The organism is Paenibacillus sp. FSL W8-0194 (assembly GCF_037969745.1).
Classification (GTDB): Bacteria; Bacillota; Bacilli; order Paenibacillales; family Paenibacillaceae; genus Paenibacillus_AQ; species Paenibacillus_AQ cookii.
Genome location: NZ_CP150205.1, coordinates 1,236,562 through 1,255,897, shown reverse-complemented (window position 1 = coordinate 1,255,897; position 19,336 = coordinate 1,236,562). Strand labels below are relative to the sequence as shown.

The following is a 19,336-nucleotide window of genomic DNA, read 5'->3' as shown; positions in this document are numbered from 1 at the left end:
CAGGCCTCGGCTTACTGTCCCTGGGAATCGGCGGACTTGTACCTGGCCGGTTGCAGGCGCATCAGCGGCCGCAGCAGCTTCTGCACTTTGCGCGGGTAGCCGGCAAGCTCGTGCTGCCGCAGCACGCCGAGCATGATCAGCAGCCCCAGGTACAACAGGACGACCGCCCCGCCGACGATGATGCAGGTAATCAGGAACGCCAGCCGGTCCGGCATGATGCGGGTCAGCTGAATTCCTGCTTCGTTCAGGCCGTAACCGACCGCCGCGGTCAGAATGACGGCCGCCAAAAAGCCAGGCCACCGTTGGCCGAGGATGGAAAACGGCACGATCGTCTTCAATTGGCGGAGGTTCAGCAGCGTAATGACCAGGAAACAAAGCCCGGTAGCGGCGATGATGCCGTAAATGCCGATAACGAGCGCCAGCAGGAAGCTGCCCGCCAGCTTCACCAAAATCCCGACCATCACGTTCACCATCGACAACTTCGCTTTGTTGACGCCAAGCAGGATGGAGTTCGTCGTCATCATCGTGATTTGGAAAATCGTGCCGAACGTCAGAAGCATGATGATCCAGCTGCCGTCGAGGCTGCTGAAAAGCAGCCCGTTAATGGAATAGGCAGCCGTGCAAAGCGCGATGACGATCGGCATCCCCGTCAAAATCGAAATGCGCAGCGCCAGCGTCATCTGCTGCTGCAAATGCTCCTGATCCTTGCGGGCAAAAGCTGACGAAATGATCGGAATAAGCGACGTGCTGAGCGCGATCGCCAGGATCGGCGGGATGCCGGCGATGCTTTGCGCGCGCTGGCCGAGAATCCCGAGCACCTGCGTCGCTTTGGCTTCCCCGATCTGCCCGATCAGCAGCGGGTTGACGATCGACGAATCGATGAAATTCACGGCAGGCACCGTCAGCGACGATAAAACGATCGGAATGGACAACGTAAAAATATCCCGATAAATCCTCATAAGCGGCAGCTTAGGATCGACGGTTTCCTGGAGCATCAGCACCTTGTCCTGCCGGCGCATTTTCACCGTGTAATACAGCATGATGGCAAACGCCCCGATGCTTCCGAGCACGCCTCCGAAGGAAGCGCCTGCGGCGATCCAGCTTCCGCTGTACCCGGCTTTGAGCATGATATAAGCGATAATGATGGCGGCCCCGACCCGGGCAAACTGCTCGACGATTTGCGAAACGCCGCCTGCGGTCATGTTGTTCCGCCCCTGGAAATAACCGCGCATCATGGCGATGGCGGGAAACAGGAGCAGCGCGGGCGCCAAGGCCCGGATCGCCAGCGTCGCTTCGGGCTGTTTGGAGACGTACGTCGCGTAATACGGAGCCAAAATATAAAGCAGCGCCGTAATGATCACGCCGGCAGCCACCGCAAACCAAAGCGCCGCATGATAGACCTGGCGGGCTTCGCCGGGCCGCTTCAGCGCGTAACGTTCCGACACCATTTTGCTCAGCGTGCTCGGAATGCCCGCCGTCGCCACGGTGAGCAGCATCAGATAGACGTTGTTGGCAATCGAAAACGAAGCGTTGCCGACTTCGTCGAGCAGATGTTCCAGGGGCACCCTTTGCACGAGCCCCAGCACCCTCGCCACCAGAGCCGCGGCGGCAAGGATCAGCGTACCTTTGATAAACGATTCTTTTTTAGCCAAACTGTTTCCCCTTCTTTCCCCCAGCGAGCAACCCCCATGGAGCAGATTGCCGGGATTAGCGAAATCCCTGATTGCCAATAACCGCAATGCAAACGGCCATGGAACAAAAATAAAAGCCTGTCCCCTAGGCCCATACAATCCAAATAATAAACACGACGATCATGACGATTTGCAAAATGATTTTCATGACCATGCTGCTGAACAGCCCCACGAGCGTGCCGAAGCCGACCTTCGTCGCCTTCGATACCGAGGAACCGTCGATCAGCTCGCCCACGAAGGCCCCGAGAAACGGACCGATGACCAGCCCGAACGCCGGGATGACAAACGGTCCGATAATGGCGCCGATCGTGCTTAATATGACGGACAGCTTTCCGCCCCCGTACTTTTTCGTCCCCCAGGCGCCGACGGCATAGTCGGCGACAAACAGCACGACGATGATCAGCGTTTCGATGATCCAAAACCACACGCCAAAATGCTCGAACGTAAAAAACCATCCGTAAACGAAAAAGGCTGCGAATATGGCGATTGCCCCGGGCAGCACGGGAACGATCGTCCCGGCCATCCCGACGGCAAACAAGGCGATGATAAGAATCCATCCGAGTACAGCCATTGCTTGATCTCCTTTTGACATTCGTATCCGCCCGGATACTTTGGAATTGATGTATCAGAGTGCTGCGGAATCCTTACATATGAAAAATGAATTTCCGAATGACTTCCGCGATGCCGTCCTTATCGTTGCTCGACGTGACAAAATCGGCGGCTTCCCGGACGACCTCCTGGGCATTGCCCATGGCGACGCCAAGCCCGGCCGCCTGGATGGCGGCCAAATCGTTCATGCTGTCCCCGACGGCGATGACCTCGCTCATGTCGATGTCGAGCAAGCCGCACACCGTTCGAATCCCCGACGCTTTGTTGATTCCCTGCGGGTTCACCTCGAGGTTATGAGGGGAAGAATTCGTGATTTCAAGGCCGCCCATATCCTGCAGCCGCATCAGGATGCGGTGCCGGGCTTCGTCATCCTCCGTATGGTAGCCGAACTTAAGCCACTCCTTCCCTTCGATGGAATCCGTCCAGTGATCCTTGTTATAGACTCTTTCCACGGAGTAGGCCCAAAACCAGCAGTCCTCGGCGACCGCGATGGCATGCATATCCGAGATCAGCTTCGGGTCCATCAGCGAGCGCTGGTGCAGCCGATGCGGGGAGCGCCACACTTCGCTGCCGTTGACCGTGATCATCGGCGTCGAAAGTCCGAGTTCCTCCCCGTAAGGAAGCGCGCTCTCGAAGCTTCTTCCCGTCGAGAGGCATACGTGGACGCCTTCTTCTTTCGCCCGCTTGATCCACTCGGCCGTGTCCGGCGAAATGGTCTGGTCGCCCGTCAGCAGCGTCCCGTCCATGTCCAGCGCCAGCATTTTATATTTCGTATTCATATCGCTCCTCCTATTTGTACGCATTTTCACGTTTCACACACACATACGGACATTTTACCATAAGCCGCTTGGGGCCACAAAAGTGTTTTTAAAGGCTCTGCCCGGGCCCTTCCGAAAGCTGCAAGCGGCAGGCATGCAAAAGGGCAGGTCCGGGTGCCCCCGAATCCTGCCCTCGAGATCATAACGATCCAATGAGTTCAAAAGAAGATCGAATGCCGGCTTATTGGACGCCGTTCGTCGTTCCGGTCGTTCCGTTTGCCGCCTGGTTGTTTGCATTTCCTTTCGGCACGCCGTCCAGGCCGTAAACCTGGTCGTAGGCGTCGAATATTTTCCGCGCGACCGGCGCGGCGCTTTGCGAACCGAAGCCGCCTTCCGGGATCATGACCGCGACGGCCAAGACCGGATTTTCGCGCGGCGCATAGGCGATGAACACGCCGTTATCGACCAGCTGGTGGCCGACCTGCTGCGTCGATGTCCCCGTCTTCCGGGCAAAATCGTAAGGGAAGTCGCCAAAAGCGGAGACCTCACTTTTCATGCCGCGCCGGATTTCGTTCCAGTAGGATTTCGGGAAACTTACCGTGTTCAGCACCTCAGGCTTGAAGGTTTTGACGATGTTGCCCTTCTCGTCGGTAATTTTGCTGACAAGCTGCGGCTTCAGCCGTTTGCCTTCGTTGGCCAACATAACCGTGTATTGCGCCAGCTGCAGGGTCGTGTATTTCCCCTGCTGCCCGAACGACGCGTACGCCATCGCGGACTGGACACTGCCCGCCTGTTTGATGTTCGTATACTCCTTGCGTCCTTTCCATTCGCCCGGCAGGCCGCTGCCCGTCAGGACGCCAAGCCCGAATTTGGTCATATATTGGTCCCAAATCTCGATACTATTGTCCTTATATTTGTCGTAAAGCCTTTTGCCGATCATATCGACCATAAACGCGTTGGAGGATTTTTCGATCGCGCGCGCCGGGTCCATGCCGCCGTACACGTGGCCTCCGGAGTTTTGCACGCGCGTCTGGTGGCCTTCCTTGCCGAAGTAAGCCGCTCCTTTATCCTGATAATACGTATTGGTCGTTATCAAGCCCTCATTCAAGCCGACCAGCACGCTGAGCGGCTTCTGGGTCGAACCGAGCAGGACGACCGACTCCGGATGGTCGCCTTTTTTCCCCGGATTAAACGAACGGATCGTTCCGTTCAAGTATATGTTCTGGATTTTTTTCCAGTTGTCCGGCGAAACGCTGCCCGTCTGCCAGACGTTTGCATCGTAATCCGGCATGCTGGCCATGGCGACGACATTTCCCGTCTTCACTTCCATCGCGACGGCAAACCCCGTCGTCGCATTCGGGTGGGTACGCCCGGACACCGGGTGGGTATGCAGCCAGCTCAGCTGATCCATGATCGCCTGCTCCGTGGCCAGTTGCACTTGTTTGTTGATCGTGCTGTAAATGTTGTTGCCTTTGACCGGCGGAACGACTTCGTCCACGCCTTCCGGCAAGTTTCGCGGGTTGATCGGCACTTTTTTATAGCCGTTTTTCCCGCGAAGCTCGTCCTGGTACATCAGCTCGAGTCCGTCGAAGCCGACGAATTCGGGTTCCGTGTACACCAGGCCGGGATCGGGCGTGACGTCGCTGCTGCGCTGCTTTTCGTCGATTTCCTTATATTTGCTCAGGCTCTTCGAACCGCTGAACGTGCGGATATACCCGATCGTTTGGACCGCAACGGTCTGCGGATCGTAATGGCGGACGCTTTCCTCTTCGATCGAAATGCCGGGAAACTCGGATTTATGCTCGCTGAAATAGGCGATTTCCTTTTGGCTCAAATCCATTTTGATCCGCCGCGGGGAATAACCGGCGTATTTTTTGTAATCCAAGTCCATGGCGTCGATGATGTCCTGCTTCGTCATCTTTTCAGCGGCAGGATCCCCGTAATTATTGAATACGTCCAGCAGGCGCTGCGCGATCTGCTCCGCTTCGGGACGGTTTTTGCTGCCGTTTTTTTGGCTGTAATCCTTCATTAACGTAATGTAAAGCGATTGCGTCGGGGTCGAGTAAGCCAGCGGCACGCCTGCTGCATCATAGATGGTGCCCCGAATCGGCGGAAGCGGCACGTCCTTGACGATGTTGCTGGATTCCTTCTCCGTGAGCGTAGGCCCTTCGACAAACTGCAAAATGGCGAGTCTGATAATGATGACGCAAAAAATGATGAACGTGCTGAAAAAAAACAGGTTGATCCTTAAGTTCAAATTTCCTTTCTTCTTCGTTTCCTCCTGTTCCGGATTGTCCGGTGTATATTCGGTCACCGGCCTCCCTCCTCTCTGCCTGAACATGATCGGTTCGGATTTTCGAAAAATCCTCGTCTAAAAATAACATTCATATTTTAGCACAGATGGAGGGTGCTCGGCATCTTTCCCTACCGTTCGACACGGAAGGCCTTTTTGCGCAAGCCGGAATGCCTTTTTTCAAGGGACGTATCCCCGTGAATTGAAGCCAGGGAGCCCCGCTGCTCTATGGGAGATGCATACATACGCAAGAAAAAAACGGCAGCCCGGACGTTCCGGGCTGCCTCGCGCAGACTTACTGCTGTTTGTTGCTATCTTGTTTTCCCGCGGTATCCAAACCGGCTTGGTTTTGCAGCTGCTTTTTCGGCACGCCGTCGAGGCCGTACACCTCATCATAGGCGTCGAATATTTTGCGGGCGATCGGCGCCGCGCTTTGCGAGCCGAATCCGCCCTCCGGAACGACGACCGCGACCGCCAGCTTCGGATTGTTGCGCGGAGCGTAAGCGATAAACACGCCGTTGTCGATCAGTCCGTCTTCCCTCGAAGCCTGCTGCGAGGTACCGGTTTTCCGGGCAAAATCGTACGGGAAACCGGCGAAGGCGGCGCTGACGTTCGTGTTCATCCCTCTGCGGATGAGCTTCCAATACGAAGGATCGAATTGGACACGGCTCAACACTTCGCGTTTGGTCTGTTTTACGACGTTCCCGTTTGCGTCGGTAATTTTCTTGACGATCTGCGGCTTGATGCGTTCCCCCTCGTTCGCCAGCATGACGGTATACTGAGCGAGCTGCAGCGGCGTATATTTCCCGCCTTGGCCGAAGGAGGCGTACACAAGCGCGGCTTGGGCGCTGCCGACGGATTTGGGGATGTCCTCCGAGGTGCCGTATTCTTTTTTCCCGAGCCATTCGTTCGGCAAGTCGATCCCCGTAGCGACGCCCAGTCCGAATTCCTCCATATATTTGTTCCATACGTCGACGCCTTTTTTGCCGTACTTTTTGTACAGGGCATTGCCGACCATATCCACCATGAACACGTTCGAAGAATTTTCAATGGCGTCGGCAGGGGTGCGGAAATAACCATAGGCATGCCCCTGGGAGTTTTGGACGCGCGCCTGATGTCCCTCTTTCCCGAAAAAGGCTTCTCCGGTATCAGTATAAGGCGTCGTCGTCTTAAACAGATTTTCCTTTAACCCGATCAGTACGCTCAGCGGTTTGATCGTGGAGCCGAGCAGGACGGCCGAATCGAATTCATGCTTCGATTTGCCGGAGCTCAGCGGCGTGATGGCGCCGTTTTGATAATTGTTGTTCAGTTTATTGAAGTCCTCCGTGGAGGACGCCCCCGTCTTCCAAATGTTCGTGTCGTAATCGGGAATGCTGGCCATGGCCACGACGTTGCCGGTATCGACCTCCATGGCCACCGCGTAGCCGGTCACGGCCTCGGGATGCGTTCTGCCGGATACCGGGTGGGTATGGAGCCACTCCAGCTGGTCCTTGATCGCCTGTTCCGTTTTCAGCTGAACCTCTTTATTGATCGTCAGCCATACGTCATTTCCTTTGACCGGCGGCACGATGTCCACCACTTCTTCCGGAATGTTGGCGGAGCTGACCGATACGACCTTATAGCCGTTTTTCCCTCTCAATTCGTCCTGAAACGAGAGCTCGACCCCGTCGAACCCGACAAGCTCGTCTTTCGTGTACGTTTCGTCGGGTTTCGTGCCGTCTTTGCTATCCTGCCGCGCCTTGTCGTACGCTTTCAGGCTTTCCGTGCGCTTGAACGATTTGACGTAACCCACGGTCTGCACGGCCACCGTCTGCGGATCGTAATGCCGCAGCGTTTCTTCGATGATTTCGATGCCCGGAAACTCGGATTTATGCTCCATGAAATATTGGATTTCTTTTTTATTGAGATCCGATTTTATCCGCCGAGGCGTATAACCGCTGTCCCGTTTGGATTCGAGATCCATCGCTTCGATCACATCTTCTGGGGTCATCGGCTTGGTGCCCGGGTTTCCGAATGTTTTAAACGCGGCCGCCATCCGTTTCGCCATATCCTCGATTTCGGGACGGTTTTTCTTTCCCTTATCCGAATTGGCGTTGTAATCCTTCATCAGCGTAATATACAGCGATTGGACCGGCTGTGAATAAGCCAGCTTCACCCCGGCGGCGTCGCGGATGTTCCCGCGGTCCGGCGGGAGCGGAATGTTTTTCGTATTCTGGTTCGCTTCTTTTTCGGTCAGCGTCGGCGCTTCCACGAATTGGATGACCGCAAGCCGGACGATGACGACGCAAAAAATGATGAACGTGCTGAAAAAAAACATGTTAATGCGCAGATTCAAGCTATTTTTGCTTTCCTGTTCCATTTCCTCCGGCGATTTCCCGGACAAGAAAAAACGCAAGTTCCTCTCCCCCTTTTTCCTGCGCGTTTACCGAATCAAGCTTTATGTATCCCGATGTCCTGCTCTTATAAATTTTAACATATAAAACCATTAAAAGGAAAACCCGCCGCCATCTCCTTTTGCGTCTTCGCAGCCAAACAAGGCCAAACGAAGGCTCCAACCCCATCCTATTTCCCGGGCCATAAAACACGCCTTCGGCGGCATGCTTCCTTATGGAAGAAAGCCCCGTTTAGCGGCCGTGATTCTCATTGAAGGAGAAAGAACCGTTCAAAGCTGCGGGAAGAAGGACGCGAAGTAGACGTGGGGGGCATTGAGTCGGCCCTTGCAGGAGCATGGAATGGAGGGAGTCAGCCAGAGACTGGGGCCAGCCTGTCGGCTGTGGCGGTTTTAAATGCCGGCATGTCCCCGATCGTTCGCGCCAAAAAGCCTATCATCGTCATTCAGCCATATACCGCAAGCCATTTTTTCAATTCGCGTTTCATCATTTCGCGATACTGCGCGGGCTCGATAATCTCCGCCTCGGATCCGAATTGGGACAGCCAGCTCATAAAGCCCGGAACATCTTCGACGGTGACGTCGATGATGACGCTCCCGTCTTTCTCCTCCGATTGCGCCAGAGGAATGATCGATTCCTTTTCCTTGTATTTGGGGATCGCCGCAGCGGTGAGTCTTATCTTAAAATCTACCGTTTCTTTCTCTTCATTTCCTCGGAAATGTGGGTGCCATTCTTGCTGCATATTGGTATGTACTTTGATAAAAACGTCATCCAGCACGACGACCCGCGCAAAATATTTTAACCTATAGGTATACAGTTTTCCCGTATTATGATTTCGTCCCACGAGGTAAAATCGGTGCTGCCAAGGAACAAGGATATACGGATCGATTTTGCCGTACAGAAGCTCGTTTCGCTCGGGAACGTAATATTCCGCTTGAATGATTTGCTGCGACAACGTCGCAAACAAGATCGGGATAAGATATTGCGACTGTTCCTCCGTTTCCTCGTTCCAGGCCCCTTTTGCCATGAGACTGTCCTGATCGTCAAGCTCGGTCTCCAGTCGTTCCGCCCGTTGTTTGTGATGGGCTGCCATCACCTTTTCGTAAGCTCCTTCAAATCCGCCGGGGAGCAGCGGCTTGACCTGGTGCATCACCTTCGCCAGCGCCGTAAAGGATTGAAGCTCCTCTTCGGTCCAATCAAGCGGATACAAGGCAAAGCTGCCGATAAACCTGTAACCTTTTCCGTATCCGAGATGAGTGATGGGTATATGCATGGCGCTTAACGCTTCCATATCGCGATAAATGGTACGTTCGGTGGTACTGCACCTCTCCGCAAGCTCTCTGGCCAAAATGCCCGGTTTGGCTTGAACGAGAGTAATGATACGCATCAATCGAATCAATCTGTCAGTCATGTGGATTCTCCTAGCTCGTATAGTAAATTAGACTCATATCCATTTTGCGTAATGTAGTCCATTCGACTTGCAGCAAAGTGAATCCTGCCTGATAAATCCGATCCCGCTTACGGCCGCTGACGTCAACCGCAGGCGCTTCGAAAACAGGGGGCTAACCATTTTTGATTTTCAGAACCTTATGATTCCGGTACGTCCCGATATAATGCTCGCTAAGCTGATAAAGCATGTCCGCCTCTTCCAGCAAACGTTCGTCCGTATGGCGCGCCGCTTCGATCAGCATCTCGTCCCCTTTTCGGCGCAGCAGCCATTCCCCGCGTTCGATGTCGCCGTTTTCGAACAAATGGATGGCTTCCTTCAAAATGCTTTGGGTTTCCAACAGCATGACGTGTTTCCTGACATGAAAGCTCTCTGGCTGTTGCAGCAATCCGGTATGGTACGTGTAGTTCATATATAATTCCTTCACAGGAAGTTCCTTGATCCGTTCCTTGTTTTTTTCTTTGAATTTCCACTGGGCGGCCAAAACGCCATGCATGCCGGCGCTTTGGGGCTGAAGGGCAAGCTCGATGGCCAGAAACTGCTTCACGCCGTCATACAGATGACCAAGAGGAATCATGAGTGATTGACCCAGGTTTTTCATCGCCTTCGCTCCGTGGATGCGGACCAAAGCAACTTGCGGTTCAAGCCATAAGTGCAGCTGCACATCTTGGGCGATCAGTTTGGGCGTGTTTCTTCTTCTGGATTGGCGGAAGGATCCCCCGTACCACTCAACCAACAAAGTGACTGTATTGGAGCCGCTTGCAAGAATATGACTCCGGTTCCATGTAAAATTTTCCTGAATACCTGAATGCAAGGATTTCACCCCTCTTCATGTCATCTTTCTATCGTACCAAGATCGACTGACATCATTATGTCATGGAACGTATGTTCGCATGATATATTTCTTTCATGTTAGCATATTTTCAACAGCCAGCGAAGATATTTGGCGATTTTTAATTCCCCCCCATCCTTGCTCAGATGCGCAAAAAGACCTACTCAATACCCATTATAGTATATAAGAACTACACAAAAATAAATGTCGAATTGTGTAACTATGGGTTGAAATAAAAATATTATTTTGCCGGGCGCGCAGCAAACTTCACACTTTCGGCCCATTTCGGCAAAAACACCGAAAAAAGCCCGAATCCCTTCGGATTTCGGACTTTTACGCACGGTTATGATATGATGTAAAAAAGGGCTGGATCATTCCTATAAACGAAGGCAGGCTTTCAGCCCGCCACCGGTCCGGTTCCGGTACCGGACGCCTTGTCGGCTAGCGGGTTCGCCGCTACCGGCGCGTAAGTGACCTTGTCGATCCAGATCTCCCTGCCGACAGGTTTGCCGTTTACCGTGATCAGCATTTTTTTGTATTGGTGTTCTTTTTCCATAACGATCTCTCCTTTTGCGTTTGACGATTTTTCTTCTTAGCGAACCTATCGCGCAGCGCCTGCAGGCCTTGCGGGATATCGGCTGTCTATGTACAAACGTGTACAAGCTTTTTTAACATTGGAATGGGAAGCGGGATCCATCCTGGAAGGGAAGGTATCCGCTTCTTTACGATATTTTTTTAAACGGGCGAACCTGGAATGAAACAACCGGGGCTTGTTCCATTTTATGCATCAGGTGGTGTAATCATGACCAAAAGAAAACGGCGCAACGGTTTCGCTTTGCCGCAATTCGCCGTCCTATTTCTGATTCTCTTCTTCGGCCCGGCTCTTTTTCCGCCTCCCGCAAGCGCCAATTATTTTAACGATTTCTATAATGGCGTTGAGAAGTTTTCCGGTCTGCCGGGGGAAGTCAACGAACTGAAGGAAAGCTATCGGCAAACGCTGGACGAGCTGGATCGGGCCAAAGAAAGCGCCAAGGCATTCGAGGAGCAAAACGCGGAGCTCGTGCAGCAAAACCGTCAGCTGGCCGAAACCGTCAACGAGCTGAAGAAACAAAGCGATCTGAAGGACGCCAAAGCCCGAAAATTCAAAACGATGCTGATTGCCGTCATTTTGCTTGTGGCAGGGTATTTTATCGGGATACGCGTACTGAGGTTCTTGATGCGGCGTTCGAACCGCCGAGTGCGGCGGTAGCCTCGGATCGCACCAGAAAGGGGAAAGCGTTTTTGAATATCGATATCCGGGAATCCGGGGGAGAAGTCGGCCAAGCCGTTGATTTTGCGCTTCGTTCCGGCGAAACCGTGCATATTCTTCATCCGGAGCAAATCATTACGTACCGCGGGCCTTCCGACGGCCGCAGCGACCGTTTGATGAACGTCAAGGGCATGTATCGCAAAAAGAAGCTGATTCAGGCGGATCTAAGCGGACCGTGCGAGTTTACCGCCGCCCTGCCGCCCGGGTTTGCCGTCAAAGCGGTGGAGCTTCGGGAAGGCAGCGATTTGCTGTACGATTTCCGCAACATTTTCTTTTACAGTTCGGGCATCGAAATGCAGGCGCGGATTCTGCACATCAAAAACATGCTGATCACGAAAGACGCGGTCAAAATGAAATTTTCGGGCGCGGGCACGATCGGGCTGTTGACGGAAGGCGCGGTGTACGAAGCCGAACTTCGCCAAAGCGAACCGCTTTACGTGGATGCCCGCAGCCTCGTCGCTTATCCCGAAAACGCCAAGCTGGAATTGACCGTATACGGCAACACCCTGGCCAGCCAGCACATGAACTACCAATGGAAAATGACGGGCAGCGGAACGGTGCTGTTCCATGCGGGACCCAAAGGAAGCCGCCTGCAAAAAGAGATGGATCAGGACCATATTTTCAAGCGGATTTTGCGCGAGGTGATTCCTTTCGGAGGGGTCATCATCAAGTAAGGGGTATACGCCTACCCATTATCTGTCATATAATCTCCTTATCCATTCGATGAGATCAGGAGGTCCACATGTCAGTTCCAACCGTCAATACCGCCGCGCCGCAAAAAGAACGGCAGCCTCTGGCCGGCACCGACGCCGGCGCCACCGTCTTCCGCATCCTGATTGCGATCAGTCTCGTTCATTTGTTCAACGATTCGATTCAGTCGGTCATACCGGCGATCTTCCCGATTTTGCGCAGCTCGATGCATTTGAACTACACGCAAATCGGCTGGATTTCCTTTGCCATAAATTTCACTTCTTCCATCATGCAGCCCGTGGTGGGCTGGTTTGCGGACCGCAAGCCGAAGCCTGCGCTGCTGCCGATCGGCATGGGATTTACCTTTACGGGCATGCTTCTTCTTGCCTTCGCGGAATCTTATCCGGCGGTGCTGATTGCCGTCGTCTTCGTCGGCCTTGGTTCGGCGGCCTTCCACCCCGAAGGTTCGAGAGTCGCCCATATGGCTTCCGGCTCGCGCAGAGGTTTGGCCCAGTCCATCTTCCAGGTCGGCGGCAACGCCGGCCAGTCCCTCGCTCCGATGCTGACGATGTGGATTTTCATTCCGCTCGGATTGTTCGGGTCGATCTGGTTCACCCTTGTCGCCGGAGCGGGCATCGCCGTCCAGATGTACATCACCAGATGGTACGGCCGCAAGCTCCAAAGCGGAGCCCAGGTAAAGAAAAAGGCGCAAGCGCGCCGGTTGAAACCCGAGGTGCGCACCAAGGTCAGATTTGCGATCGTCATGCTTGTCGTGCTGGTTTTCGTCCGTTCCTGGTACAGCTCTTCGATCAGTACCTTTTTTCCGTTTTATTTGATCGATCATTTCGGACTCAGCGTCGACGACGCGCAAATATTCATTTTCCTGTTCCTTGGCGCGGGAGCCGTGGGCACCTTCTTCGGCGGTCCGGTCGCGGACCGGATCGGCAAGCGAAACGTCATTTTTGCTTCGATGGTGCTTGCCGCGCCGCTGGCGCTGCTCCTGCCGCATGTCGGGTTATGGGGCGTCGGCGTCCTCCTTGCGCTACTTGGGCTGATCGTCTTCTCCAGCTTTTCGGTCACCGTCGTATATGCCCAGATGCTGTTTCCGGGCAAAATCGGCACCGTATCGGGGCTGATTACCGGTCTTGCGTTCGGGCTGGGCGGCCTCGGGGCGCTTGTGCTCGGCAAATGGATCGACCTGGCCGGCGTCAATACGGTCATGGCCATTTGCAGCTTCCTGCCGCTCCTGGGCATCCTGACGTTCCTGCTTCCTTCCGACCAGCAGCTGAACCGGTGGTCCGGCGAAAGCGACGAAACGAAATCCTGATCCCGCGGGCAAGGCCATCAACGATCCGAATCGTTGATGGCCTTTTTTTGGTTCAGCCGCGCCAAAATTCTGCGCTTGCGGTACAGCATTTTCCCCGCCTCCGCCACGTCCCCGATCGTCTCTTTATTGCTGATGGAGCCGAAAATCATGCCGGCTACCGGAATGAGCTGAAACAGCTTTTTCGTGCCGAAGCTGTCCCGGTACGTTTGCACGACCTCCCGCCATCCCTGGATTTGGGAAAAGACCTGAAGCTCCTTGTCCTCGCGCTCGAACAGCGCAAGCTCTTCCAGCACCGCTTTTTTTCCGACGACGTCGGCGGAAGCGAACTGAAGGCATTTTACGATAAAAATCCGTTCCTGCTCCGTGCGGGGATCATAACCGTAACAAACCGCGATTTCCTGCAGCACCTTCAGCGACAAGCCCAATACCATGGGAATGTCCGCGGCCAGCGTAAACACGCCGCCGACGCCCGTCGTCGCGCCCTGCACCGCTGCGAATTTGACGCGTCCGCGGATCAGCTCCTCCGCCGTCCGGTCCATGATCGCAAGCGGCAGCTCCCGCGCCTGTTCCAGCGTAAGCCCGCCTTGGGGTTCGTCAATCGTTCCCCCTGCCGCCAAAGTTCCGCTATATTGCTGCCGATTCTGCTCAAGCAGCTTGAGCACGCTTTTGGGCTGAACGAGATATTGCCCGCCGGTCTGCATAAACCTTCCCATTTCCCCGAGCAAATCCCCAAGCTTATCGCGGATCAGCTTCGGCGTGACTTTGTCCAGCAGCATAAAAGGAAGGCGGCTCAGCTTCTCCCAGAAAAAGACCTGCTTCTGCTCCTTCTCCCATGCTTCGATGTTCTGCAGTTCCTTTTGCAGATCAATGTCTTCATCCCAATCTTCTTTCATATTTTTATACACTCCTCTCATGAACCCGCCTTTTAGGCAAACGAAAATCATTCTTCGGGTATCACCCCTGCAAGTCGGAAATACTGAGGACAAAGGGAAATTAAATCAATAGGCCTTCCCGCTCCTTGAACCTTTTGATCAAAAATTCGCTGTGGACGCCCGTGATGCCTTCCAGCTTCCGAAGCCTTGCGAGATAGCGCTCGACGTGCTCCTGATCGTCCATCAAGGCATGAACGTGCAGGTGCGGGCCGCCGCTCATCTGATATACGCTCGTAATTTCCTCGTCGCCAAGCAGCTGCTCGGCGACGGTTTCCAGCCGGCTCCATTCCACGTCGATGTTAAAATATACGGACATGTTTTTGCCTGCTTTGATCGGATTGACCGTCACGGTAAATTTGTCGATGATCCCCTGTTCCATCAGATGGTTCACCCGTTCCCGGACGGCCGCGCGCGTCAGATTGACAAGCCTGCCGAGCTCGGCGTGGCTCAGTCTGCCGTTATCCAGCAAATGTTTGAGGATCATTTCGTCTTTTTCGTCCAATTGTTTAAATCGCATGGGTCTTCCTCCTCTTCCATGTTAGCGAGCCTCCTTCGGAACGGCTGCCGGTATTTTACAATGTAATTAAAATCGCAATTAAAACATCCGATTGTATATTAATTATTTTACAATCGTTGTATAATAAACCGGTAATCGATTCGATTGTCAAATCAATCTACTTCCTAGTTTACAAGCACTACGGAGGAAAAAGCAATCGGGTTCATTTTTATCGAGAGGAAGGTGTTCTACCTTGGTCATGTATTCATTGGAAATCCTTCTGATCTCCATTTTGGCCGGCATCGTCGGATCCGTTCTGGGGCTGGGAGGGGGCATCATCGTGACTCCGGCCTTGACGCTGCTTTTCGGCGTCAGCATCGAGCATGCCATCGGCGCCAGCATCATTTCCGTCATCGCGACGTCGAGCGGATCGGCGATCGCTTATATACGCGACCGCATCACCAATCTTCGCGTCGGCATGTTCCTTGAGATCGCCACGACAGTCGGCGCCATTACCGGCGCCTTTATCGGAGGACTGATCGCCCCCAATCTTCTGTATATCATTTTCGGCCTGCTGCTGGTCTATTCGGCGGTCAATATGATCAAAAGAAAAAAAGGCGGCCAGCAGGAGCAGATCGCCATGCATCCCGCCGCCGCCAAGCTGAAGCTCGGGGGAAGCTATTACGACAAAGCGGCTCAAGAGCAAATCACTTATAATGTAGGAAATGTGTATGGAGGGTTCGGCGTCATGTACGGCGCGGGCGTCGTATCCGGGTTGCTTGGCATCGGCAGCGGCAGCTTTAAAGTCATGGCGATGGACGTGTTCATGAAACTGCCGCTGAAGGTTTCCACCGCGACGAGCAACTTCATGATGGGAGTCACCGCCGCCGCCAGCGCGGGCGTATACCTGCTGCGCGGGGATATCGATCCGCATATTGCCGGGCCCGTCGCCCTTGGCGTACTTGCGGGGGCTACGATCGGGGCTCAGATCATGCAGCGGATGAAGAGCAAAACGATCCGCATGCTGTTTATCCCGGTGCTCCTTTATGTCGCGTTTCAAATGATTTATGAAGGAGTGGCATTGTAGCATGAACGAAAACAGCGAAATTCAAGACGTCGAACTTGCCGTCAGCCGCTGGCTCCGGATCGGCGTTATCATCAGCGCCGCCGTCATCATCCTTGGCCTCATCCTGCTTTTTATTCAGGGCGGAAGCGGGTACCCCGGAGACACTTACCCGCACGATCTGCCGGACATTTTCCGCGGTCTGATCGAGCTCAAGCCCTATGCCGTGATCACGGTGGGATTGATGCTGCTGATCCTTACGCCGGTGCTGCGGGTCGCGATTTCGATTTGGGTTTTTGTCCGGGAAGGCGACAAGCTGTACGTCGTTATCACGTCCATCGTTTTGATCATTCTGATCGTCAGCTTTGCGCTTGGCAAAGCCTGATGGAAGGAGCAGACAGGCGAGCAGGAGGCTTCTATCTGTCGGATGCTTCCGTGATGCCATGAAAAAAAGCAGAAGGAGCTCTTCTGCTTTTTTGCTTTTCTTCGTCCAATTTAAGCCGCTGCGGGAACTGCATCCCCTTGCCGAACATAATCTACTGTGAGTACGTTATGCGTTTTATCCGGTTGAATCAAGGTTTATGAAAGGAGTGTTCTGTACCCATGCGTGGAAAGAACTGCAATGCCTCCGTCAGTCAGCGCAACGCTTCTAATAGCCAGCGAAATCATTCCCTTAATCAACGCAATAACTCCCTTAATCAACGTAACGGCTCCCCCGGCCAACGCAATAACTTCCTTAGCCAACGCGCTACCAAAGAGCTTGCCCTGGTTGCGGCGGTTTTGTTTTTGATCGCGGCCACGATCAGCCTTTATCTGGCATGGCTGGACTTGCGGGGAGGCGGCACGGAGGAGGTTCTGGTGTAAGGTCCAAGGCGGTCCCGGCCGCTGCTTTACCCTTTTGGCCCGTCTGCTTTCGGGAAACGGACGACGACCTCCGTTCCGATCCCTTTGCCGCTCTTGAATTCGATCCGCCCCTGCATCGCTTCAATGATTCGGAACGTGACCATCAGCCCGAGGCCGGTGCCTTTCGTTTTGTTCGAAAAATAAGGCTCGCCAAGCCTTGCAAGTTCGGCGGGCTCCATGCCTTCGCCGTTGTCCTGGATATGGATAACGATTTCATGCTTTTGGGCGTAAGCCCAAATCAGGATTTGTCCTTCCTCCCGCAGCGCTTCAATGCTGTTTTTGACGATATTGATAAAGGCCTGCTTGAATTTCGAAGAATTCCCTTGAACATATAAGCCTGGCGGAATTCTTGACGTAATTTTGCTCCCTTGGAAGTTCGCCATCGGAATCAGAATCCCTTCAATATGACGGAACTCGTCGGCCAGGTCCAGCAGCTGAACCTGGTCGATTTCCGGTTTGGCGAAGGTCAGAAAATCGGTGATGATGCCCGAAGCGCGGTCAAGCTCCTCCAAAGCGAGGTTCAGATATTCCTTTTCCTTGCTTCCCGACTTTTTTTCCAGCAATTGCAGGAACCCGCGCGTCACCTGGAGCGGATTGCGCACCTCATGCGCGACGGACGCCGCAAGCTCGCTGATGATCTCCATTTTCTCCGAGCGCTGAAGCTCCGTATTGAACCTTTCCAGTTCCTTCGAATAGATGAGAATCTGACGGTGGTTTTGCGCAAACCGTTGGCCAAGCACGGCGATCAGTGCGATCGCAAACCCGAGCACCCCCCATTTCCACCAAAACAGCTCGTATTTCCCCCCGCTGCCCAAATAGCAGGCCATTTCAACCATGACGGTGAGGCCGAACACGGCAAACCCGAGCGTAAAAATCAATGCGTTCCGGTTCCCTTTGGCCGTATACCCGATGGAGCTCGCAATCAGCAGAACGACCTGCAGAATGATCAGGTAACCGAGCGTTTTGACCGAAAACAGGTCGTAAATGGCGATAAGCCGGTCGTGGAGCGCAACGTTAACGGCCAGTAAAACGAGACAAAAAGCCGAATAAACGACTTGGAATTTCCGGAAATGCCGGATCAGATGTTTATACCCCGTGCCGACCGTTTTTTCGAAGAAAAAAGTCGTTGCCGGCAGCAGCGTCAGCAGCGCCATGTCGTAAATGACCAAAAAACACTGTCCGTATCGGTTAAACAGGCTGTATAACAGCGGCGAATAAGTCAAAATCAAAACGCCGATCGACGTCAACACGGCCGTTAACGCCAGCCAGGAGGCCAAATGGCTTTTGCGCATAAACAAAGCGGGAATCAGCATCATGACGCCGAGGAAAACCATGGAGCTGCCCAAAATCAAATCGTCCATATTGGATTGGACGTACTGCTTAAGCAGCGACGCGTAATCCCCCGAAAGAACGTCCCCCCCGATTCCGATCCGGTTCCGTTCTTTCTCCGACACGATTTGGACCTGCAGCGTTTTCCCTTCGTCTTCGGGGCGCAACGGAAGCAAAATTTTATGGACGTCATACATATAGCTGCGGGCCTGCTCGTAAATTTTTCGTTCGTTTAGATAAATCACGATCCGTTCGCCGTAGACCTTTTTCAGCAGCAATGCCGGAGTGCCTTCCGGCAGTCCTGGCACGACGGTCCGGTACCATGCCTCTTTGTCATGATGGGCGGGCCGGGGAAGCTCCCGCAGCGAATCAAGCCGCCGCCAGCCCCCGTCTTTCTGGTCCGGCTCCGAAAGCGGCGGGCTCCATTTGAACTCCCACTCCCACCGGGCATCCCCCTCCCCCGAGGCCGAAGCCGACACAGCCGAAAAAGAAATGGCGCCGAGGAAATTTCCTATGACGAGAACCAGTAGAATGATGAGCTTTTGCAACGATATTTTCATAGGACACACCCCAAATTGGTTCGAATGATGTAAGGCCAACCGACAAAATCGCCGGGCATTCCGCAATATCTCTTTGGGTTCATTATGTTCGATTCCAAAACTTTGCGCAATTTCCCGACACCGAAATGGTTCGGAAGTCCGGCAGGCATGCGGCATTTTACAGCCCGAACCCAATTTAAGGTTTATTTCCGTCCGTTTCGGGTAAGGGTAAATATGAATCCCAGACCATTGCATGGAACCATTTCATGAAAAGGAGATGAAGCGAATGCCCGAACCTTACAAATCCGAAGCCGACTGGACCTATGAACGTTATCAAAATGCCGGGGACCATCCCGCCGAGGACGGCCTGCCCGCGGACGATTTGCGCGACGTGAACACCGAAACGGCGCAAAGCATTTCCGCGGAACCTGACGCGGCCGACGTGGAATTTTATGTCCATTCGGACATGAGCGACGAGCTCGGCGGCCGTCGGGAGACAACCTCCGGGCAAGCCGTCGAGGCAGGCGCCGATGAAAGCGGCGAAGAAAGCGGGGATGAATATACCGAGCTGGAAGACGTGCCCGATGCGGACGACATCCAAATGGACAGCCCCGTCGACCCCGTGGCGACCATCGAGGATATGCATGGTACCGACCTGATCAACGGCTTTGACGGCGACGAGACGGAGTAACATGCGGACGTTCTTCAAATAGAAACGAAAGCCTAAC

The 19,336-nt window shown here is 53.9% G+C and carries 18 protein-coding genes; 7 read left to right on the top strand and 11 right to left on the bottom strand.

Annotated features, from left to right (window positions below; genetic code table 11):
* Positions 1–11: 11 nt before the first annotated feature.
* From MKY58_RS05330 to MKY58_RS05295, 8 genes are all read right to left on the bottom strand, one after another.
* Complete coding sequence (locus tag MKY58_RS05330; RefSeq protein WP_339323757.1) at positions 12–1,652, bottom strand: polysaccharide biosynthesis protein; 1,641 nt, start codon at positions 1,650–1,652, stop codon at positions 12–14.
* Between the two features lie 124 nt (positions 1,653–1,776).
* The gene (locus MKY58_RS05325) at positions 1,777–2,262 is read right to left on the bottom strand and encodes a DUF456 family protein (protein WP_036710908.1); all 486 of its coding nucleotides are present in this window, start codon (positions 2,260–2,262) and stop codon (positions 1,777–1,779) included.
* A gap of 73 nt (positions 2,263–2,335) precedes the next feature.
* Positions 2,336–3,079 (bottom strand): Cof-type HAD-IIB family hydrolase, encoded by a 744-nt coding sequence (locus tag MKY58_RS05320; RefSeq protein WP_339323756.1) that lies wholly within the window; start codon positions 3,077–3,079, stop codon positions 2,336–2,338.
* Between the two features lie 220 nt (positions 3,080–3,299).
* Positions 3,300–5,315 carry a penicillin-binding transpeptidase domain-containing protein gene (locus tag MKY58_RS05315; protein ID WP_339325061.1) on the bottom strand — a complete coding sequence of 672 codons (2,016 nt, stop codon included), beginning with the start codon at positions 5,313–5,315 and terminating at the stop codon, positions 3,300–3,302.
* Positions 5,316–5,646: 331 nt separating this feature from the next.
* Positions 5,647–7,746, bottom strand: coding sequence for a penicillin-binding transpeptidase domain-containing protein (locus tag MKY58_RS05310; RefSeq protein WP_339323755.1), 2,100 nt, complete (start codon positions 7,744–7,746; stop codon positions 5,647–5,649).
* Between the two features lie 440 nt (positions 7,747–8,186).
* Complete coding sequence (locus MKY58_RS05305) at positions 8,187–9,152, bottom strand: WYL domain-containing protein (protein WP_339323754.1); 966 nt, start codon at positions 9,150–9,152, stop codon at positions 8,187–8,189.
* Between the two features lie 151 nt (positions 9,153–9,303).
* The gene (locus MKY58_RS05300) at positions 9,304–10,002 is read right to left on the bottom strand and encodes a hypothetical protein (RefSeq protein WP_339323753.1); all 699 of its coding nucleotides are present in this window, start codon (positions 10,000–10,002) and stop codon (positions 9,304–9,306) included.
* A 415-nt stretch (positions 10,003–10,417) separates the two neighbouring features.
* The gene (locus MKY58_RS05295; protein ID WP_197069977.1) at positions 10,418–10,576 is read right to left on the bottom strand and encodes a hypothetical protein; all 159 of its coding nucleotides are present in this window, start codon (positions 10,574–10,576) and stop codon (positions 10,418–10,420) included.
* A 246-nt stretch (positions 10,577–10,822) separates the two neighbouring features.
* On the opposite strand from MKY58_RS05295, the gene MKY58_RS05290 reads away from it, so the two are divergent.
* From MKY58_RS05290 to MKY58_RS05280, 3 genes are all read left to right on the top strand, one after another.
* Positions 10,823–11,269, top strand: coding sequence for a hypothetical protein (locus tag MKY58_RS05290; protein WP_339323752.1), 447 nt, complete (start codon positions 10,823–10,825; stop codon positions 11,267–11,269).
* Positions 11,270–11,307: 38 nt separating this feature from the next.
* A complete protein-coding gene (locus MKY58_RS05285; RefSeq protein WP_339325060.1) occupies positions 11,308–12,003 on the top strand; it encodes an AIM24 family protein in 696 nt (231 codons plus the stop codon).
* A 68-nt stretch (positions 12,004–12,071) separates the two neighbouring features.
* On the top strand, positions 12,072–13,346 hold the full coding sequence (locus MKY58_RS05280) for an MFS transporter (protein ID WP_339323751.1): 1,275 nt from the start codon (positions 12,072–12,074) through the stop codon (positions 13,344–13,346).
* A gap of 17 nt (positions 13,347–13,363) precedes the next feature.
* Here the strand turns inward: MKY58_RS05280 and MKY58_RS05275 are convergent, their stop codons facing one another.
* Positions 13,364–14,239 carry an EcsC family protein gene (locus MKY58_RS05275; RefSeq protein WP_339323750.1) on the bottom strand — a complete coding sequence of 292 codons (876 nt, stop codon included), beginning with the start codon at positions 14,237–14,239 and terminating at the stop codon, positions 13,364–13,366.
* A gap of 100 nt (positions 14,240–14,339) precedes the next feature.
* Positions 14,340–14,795, bottom strand: a complete 456-nt coding sequence (locus MKY58_RS05270) for an Lrp/AsnC family transcriptional regulator (protein ID WP_212948225.1) — start codon at positions 14,793–14,795, stop codon at positions 14,340–14,342.
* Between the two features lie 232 nt (positions 14,796–15,027).
* Here MKY58_RS05270 and MKY58_RS05265 point away from each other — a divergent pair, with 232 nt between their 5' ends.
* The 3 genes from MKY58_RS05265 (at position 15,028) to MKY58_RS05255 (ending at position 16,701) form a co-directional block, all read left to right on the top strand.
* On the top strand, positions 15,028–15,861 hold the full coding sequence (locus tag MKY58_RS05265) for a sulfite exporter TauE/SafE family protein (protein ID WP_339323749.1): 834 nt from the start codon (positions 15,028–15,030) through the stop codon (positions 15,859–15,861).
* A 1-nt stretch (position 15,862) separates the two neighbouring features.
* Positions 15,863–16,222: a DUF1634 domain-containing protein gene (locus MKY58_RS05260; RefSeq protein WP_212948228.1), complete on the top strand. Its 360-nt coding sequence runs from the start codon at positions 15,863–15,865 to the stop codon at positions 16,220–16,222.
* A gap of 218 nt (positions 16,223–16,440) precedes the next feature.
* Positions 16,441–16,701 (top strand): hypothetical protein, encoded by a 261-nt coding sequence (locus tag MKY58_RS05255; RefSeq protein WP_339323748.1) that lies wholly within the window; start codon positions 16,441–16,443, stop codon positions 16,699–16,701.
* A gap of 26 nt (positions 16,702–16,727) precedes the next feature.
* On the opposite strand, the gene MKY58_RS05250 is transcribed toward MKY58_RS05255, so the two are convergent.
* Positions 16,728–18,629 (bottom strand): ATP-binding protein, encoded by a 1,902-nt coding sequence (locus MKY58_RS05250; RefSeq protein ID WP_339323747.1) that lies wholly within the window; start codon positions 18,627–18,629, stop codon positions 16,728–16,730.
* 265 nt (positions 18,630–18,894) lie between these two features.
* Between MKY58_RS05250 and MKY58_RS05245 the strand changes: the two genes are divergently transcribed.
* Positions 18,895–19,299 (top strand): hypothetical protein, encoded by a 405-nt coding sequence (locus tag MKY58_RS05245; RefSeq protein WP_339323746.1) that lies wholly within the window; start codon positions 18,895–18,897, stop codon positions 19,297–19,299.
* Positions 19,300–19,336 lie beyond the last annotated feature (37 nt).

Coding starts and splice junctions, on each gene's coding strand:
- MKY58_RS05255 (WP_339323748.1), top strand. CDS start 16,441: ATGCGTGGAAAGAACTGCAATGCCTCCGTCAGTCAGCGCAACGCTTCT.
- MKY58_RS05275 (WP_339323750.1), bottom strand. CDS start 14,239: ATGAAAGAAGATTGGGATGAAGACATTGATCTGCAAAAGGAACTGCAG.
- MKY58_RS05290 (WP_339323752.1), top strand. CDS start 10,823: ATGACCAAAAGAAAACGGCGCAACGGTTTCGCTTTGCCGCAATTCGCC.
- MKY58_RS05245 (WP_339323746.1), top strand. CDS start 18,895: ATGCCCGAACCTTACAAATCCGAAGCCGACTGGACCTATGAACGTTAT.
- MKY58_RS05295 (WP_197069977.1), bottom strand. CDS start 10,576: ATGGAAAAAGAACACCAATACAAAAAAATGCTGATCACGGTAAACGGC.
- MKY58_RS05305 (WP_339323754.1), bottom strand. CDS start 9,152: ATGACTGACAGATTGATTCGATTGATGCGTATCATTACTCTCGTTCAA.
- MKY58_RS05280 (WP_339323751.1), top strand. CDS start 12,072: ATGTCAGTTCCAACCGTCAATACCGCCGCGCCGCAAAAAGAACGGCAG.
- MKY58_RS05320 (WP_339323756.1), bottom strand. CDS start 3,079: ATGAATACGAAATATAAAATGCTGGCGCTGGACATGGACGGGACGCTG.
- MKY58_RS05270 (WP_212948225.1), bottom strand. CDS start 14,795: ATGCGATTTAAACAATTGGACGAAAAAGACGAAATGATCCTCAAACAT.
- MKY58_RS05325 (WP_036710908.1), bottom strand. CDS start 2,262: ATGGCTGTACTCGGATGGATTCTTATCATCGCCTTGTTTGCCGTCGGG.
- MKY58_RS05260 (WP_212948228.1), top strand. CDS start 15,863: ATGAACGAAAACAGCGAAATTCAAGACGTCGAACTTGCCGTCAGCCGC.
- MKY58_RS05250 (WP_339323747.1), bottom strand. CDS start 18,629: ATGAAAATATCGTTGCAAAAGCTCATCATTCTACTGGTTCTCGTCATA.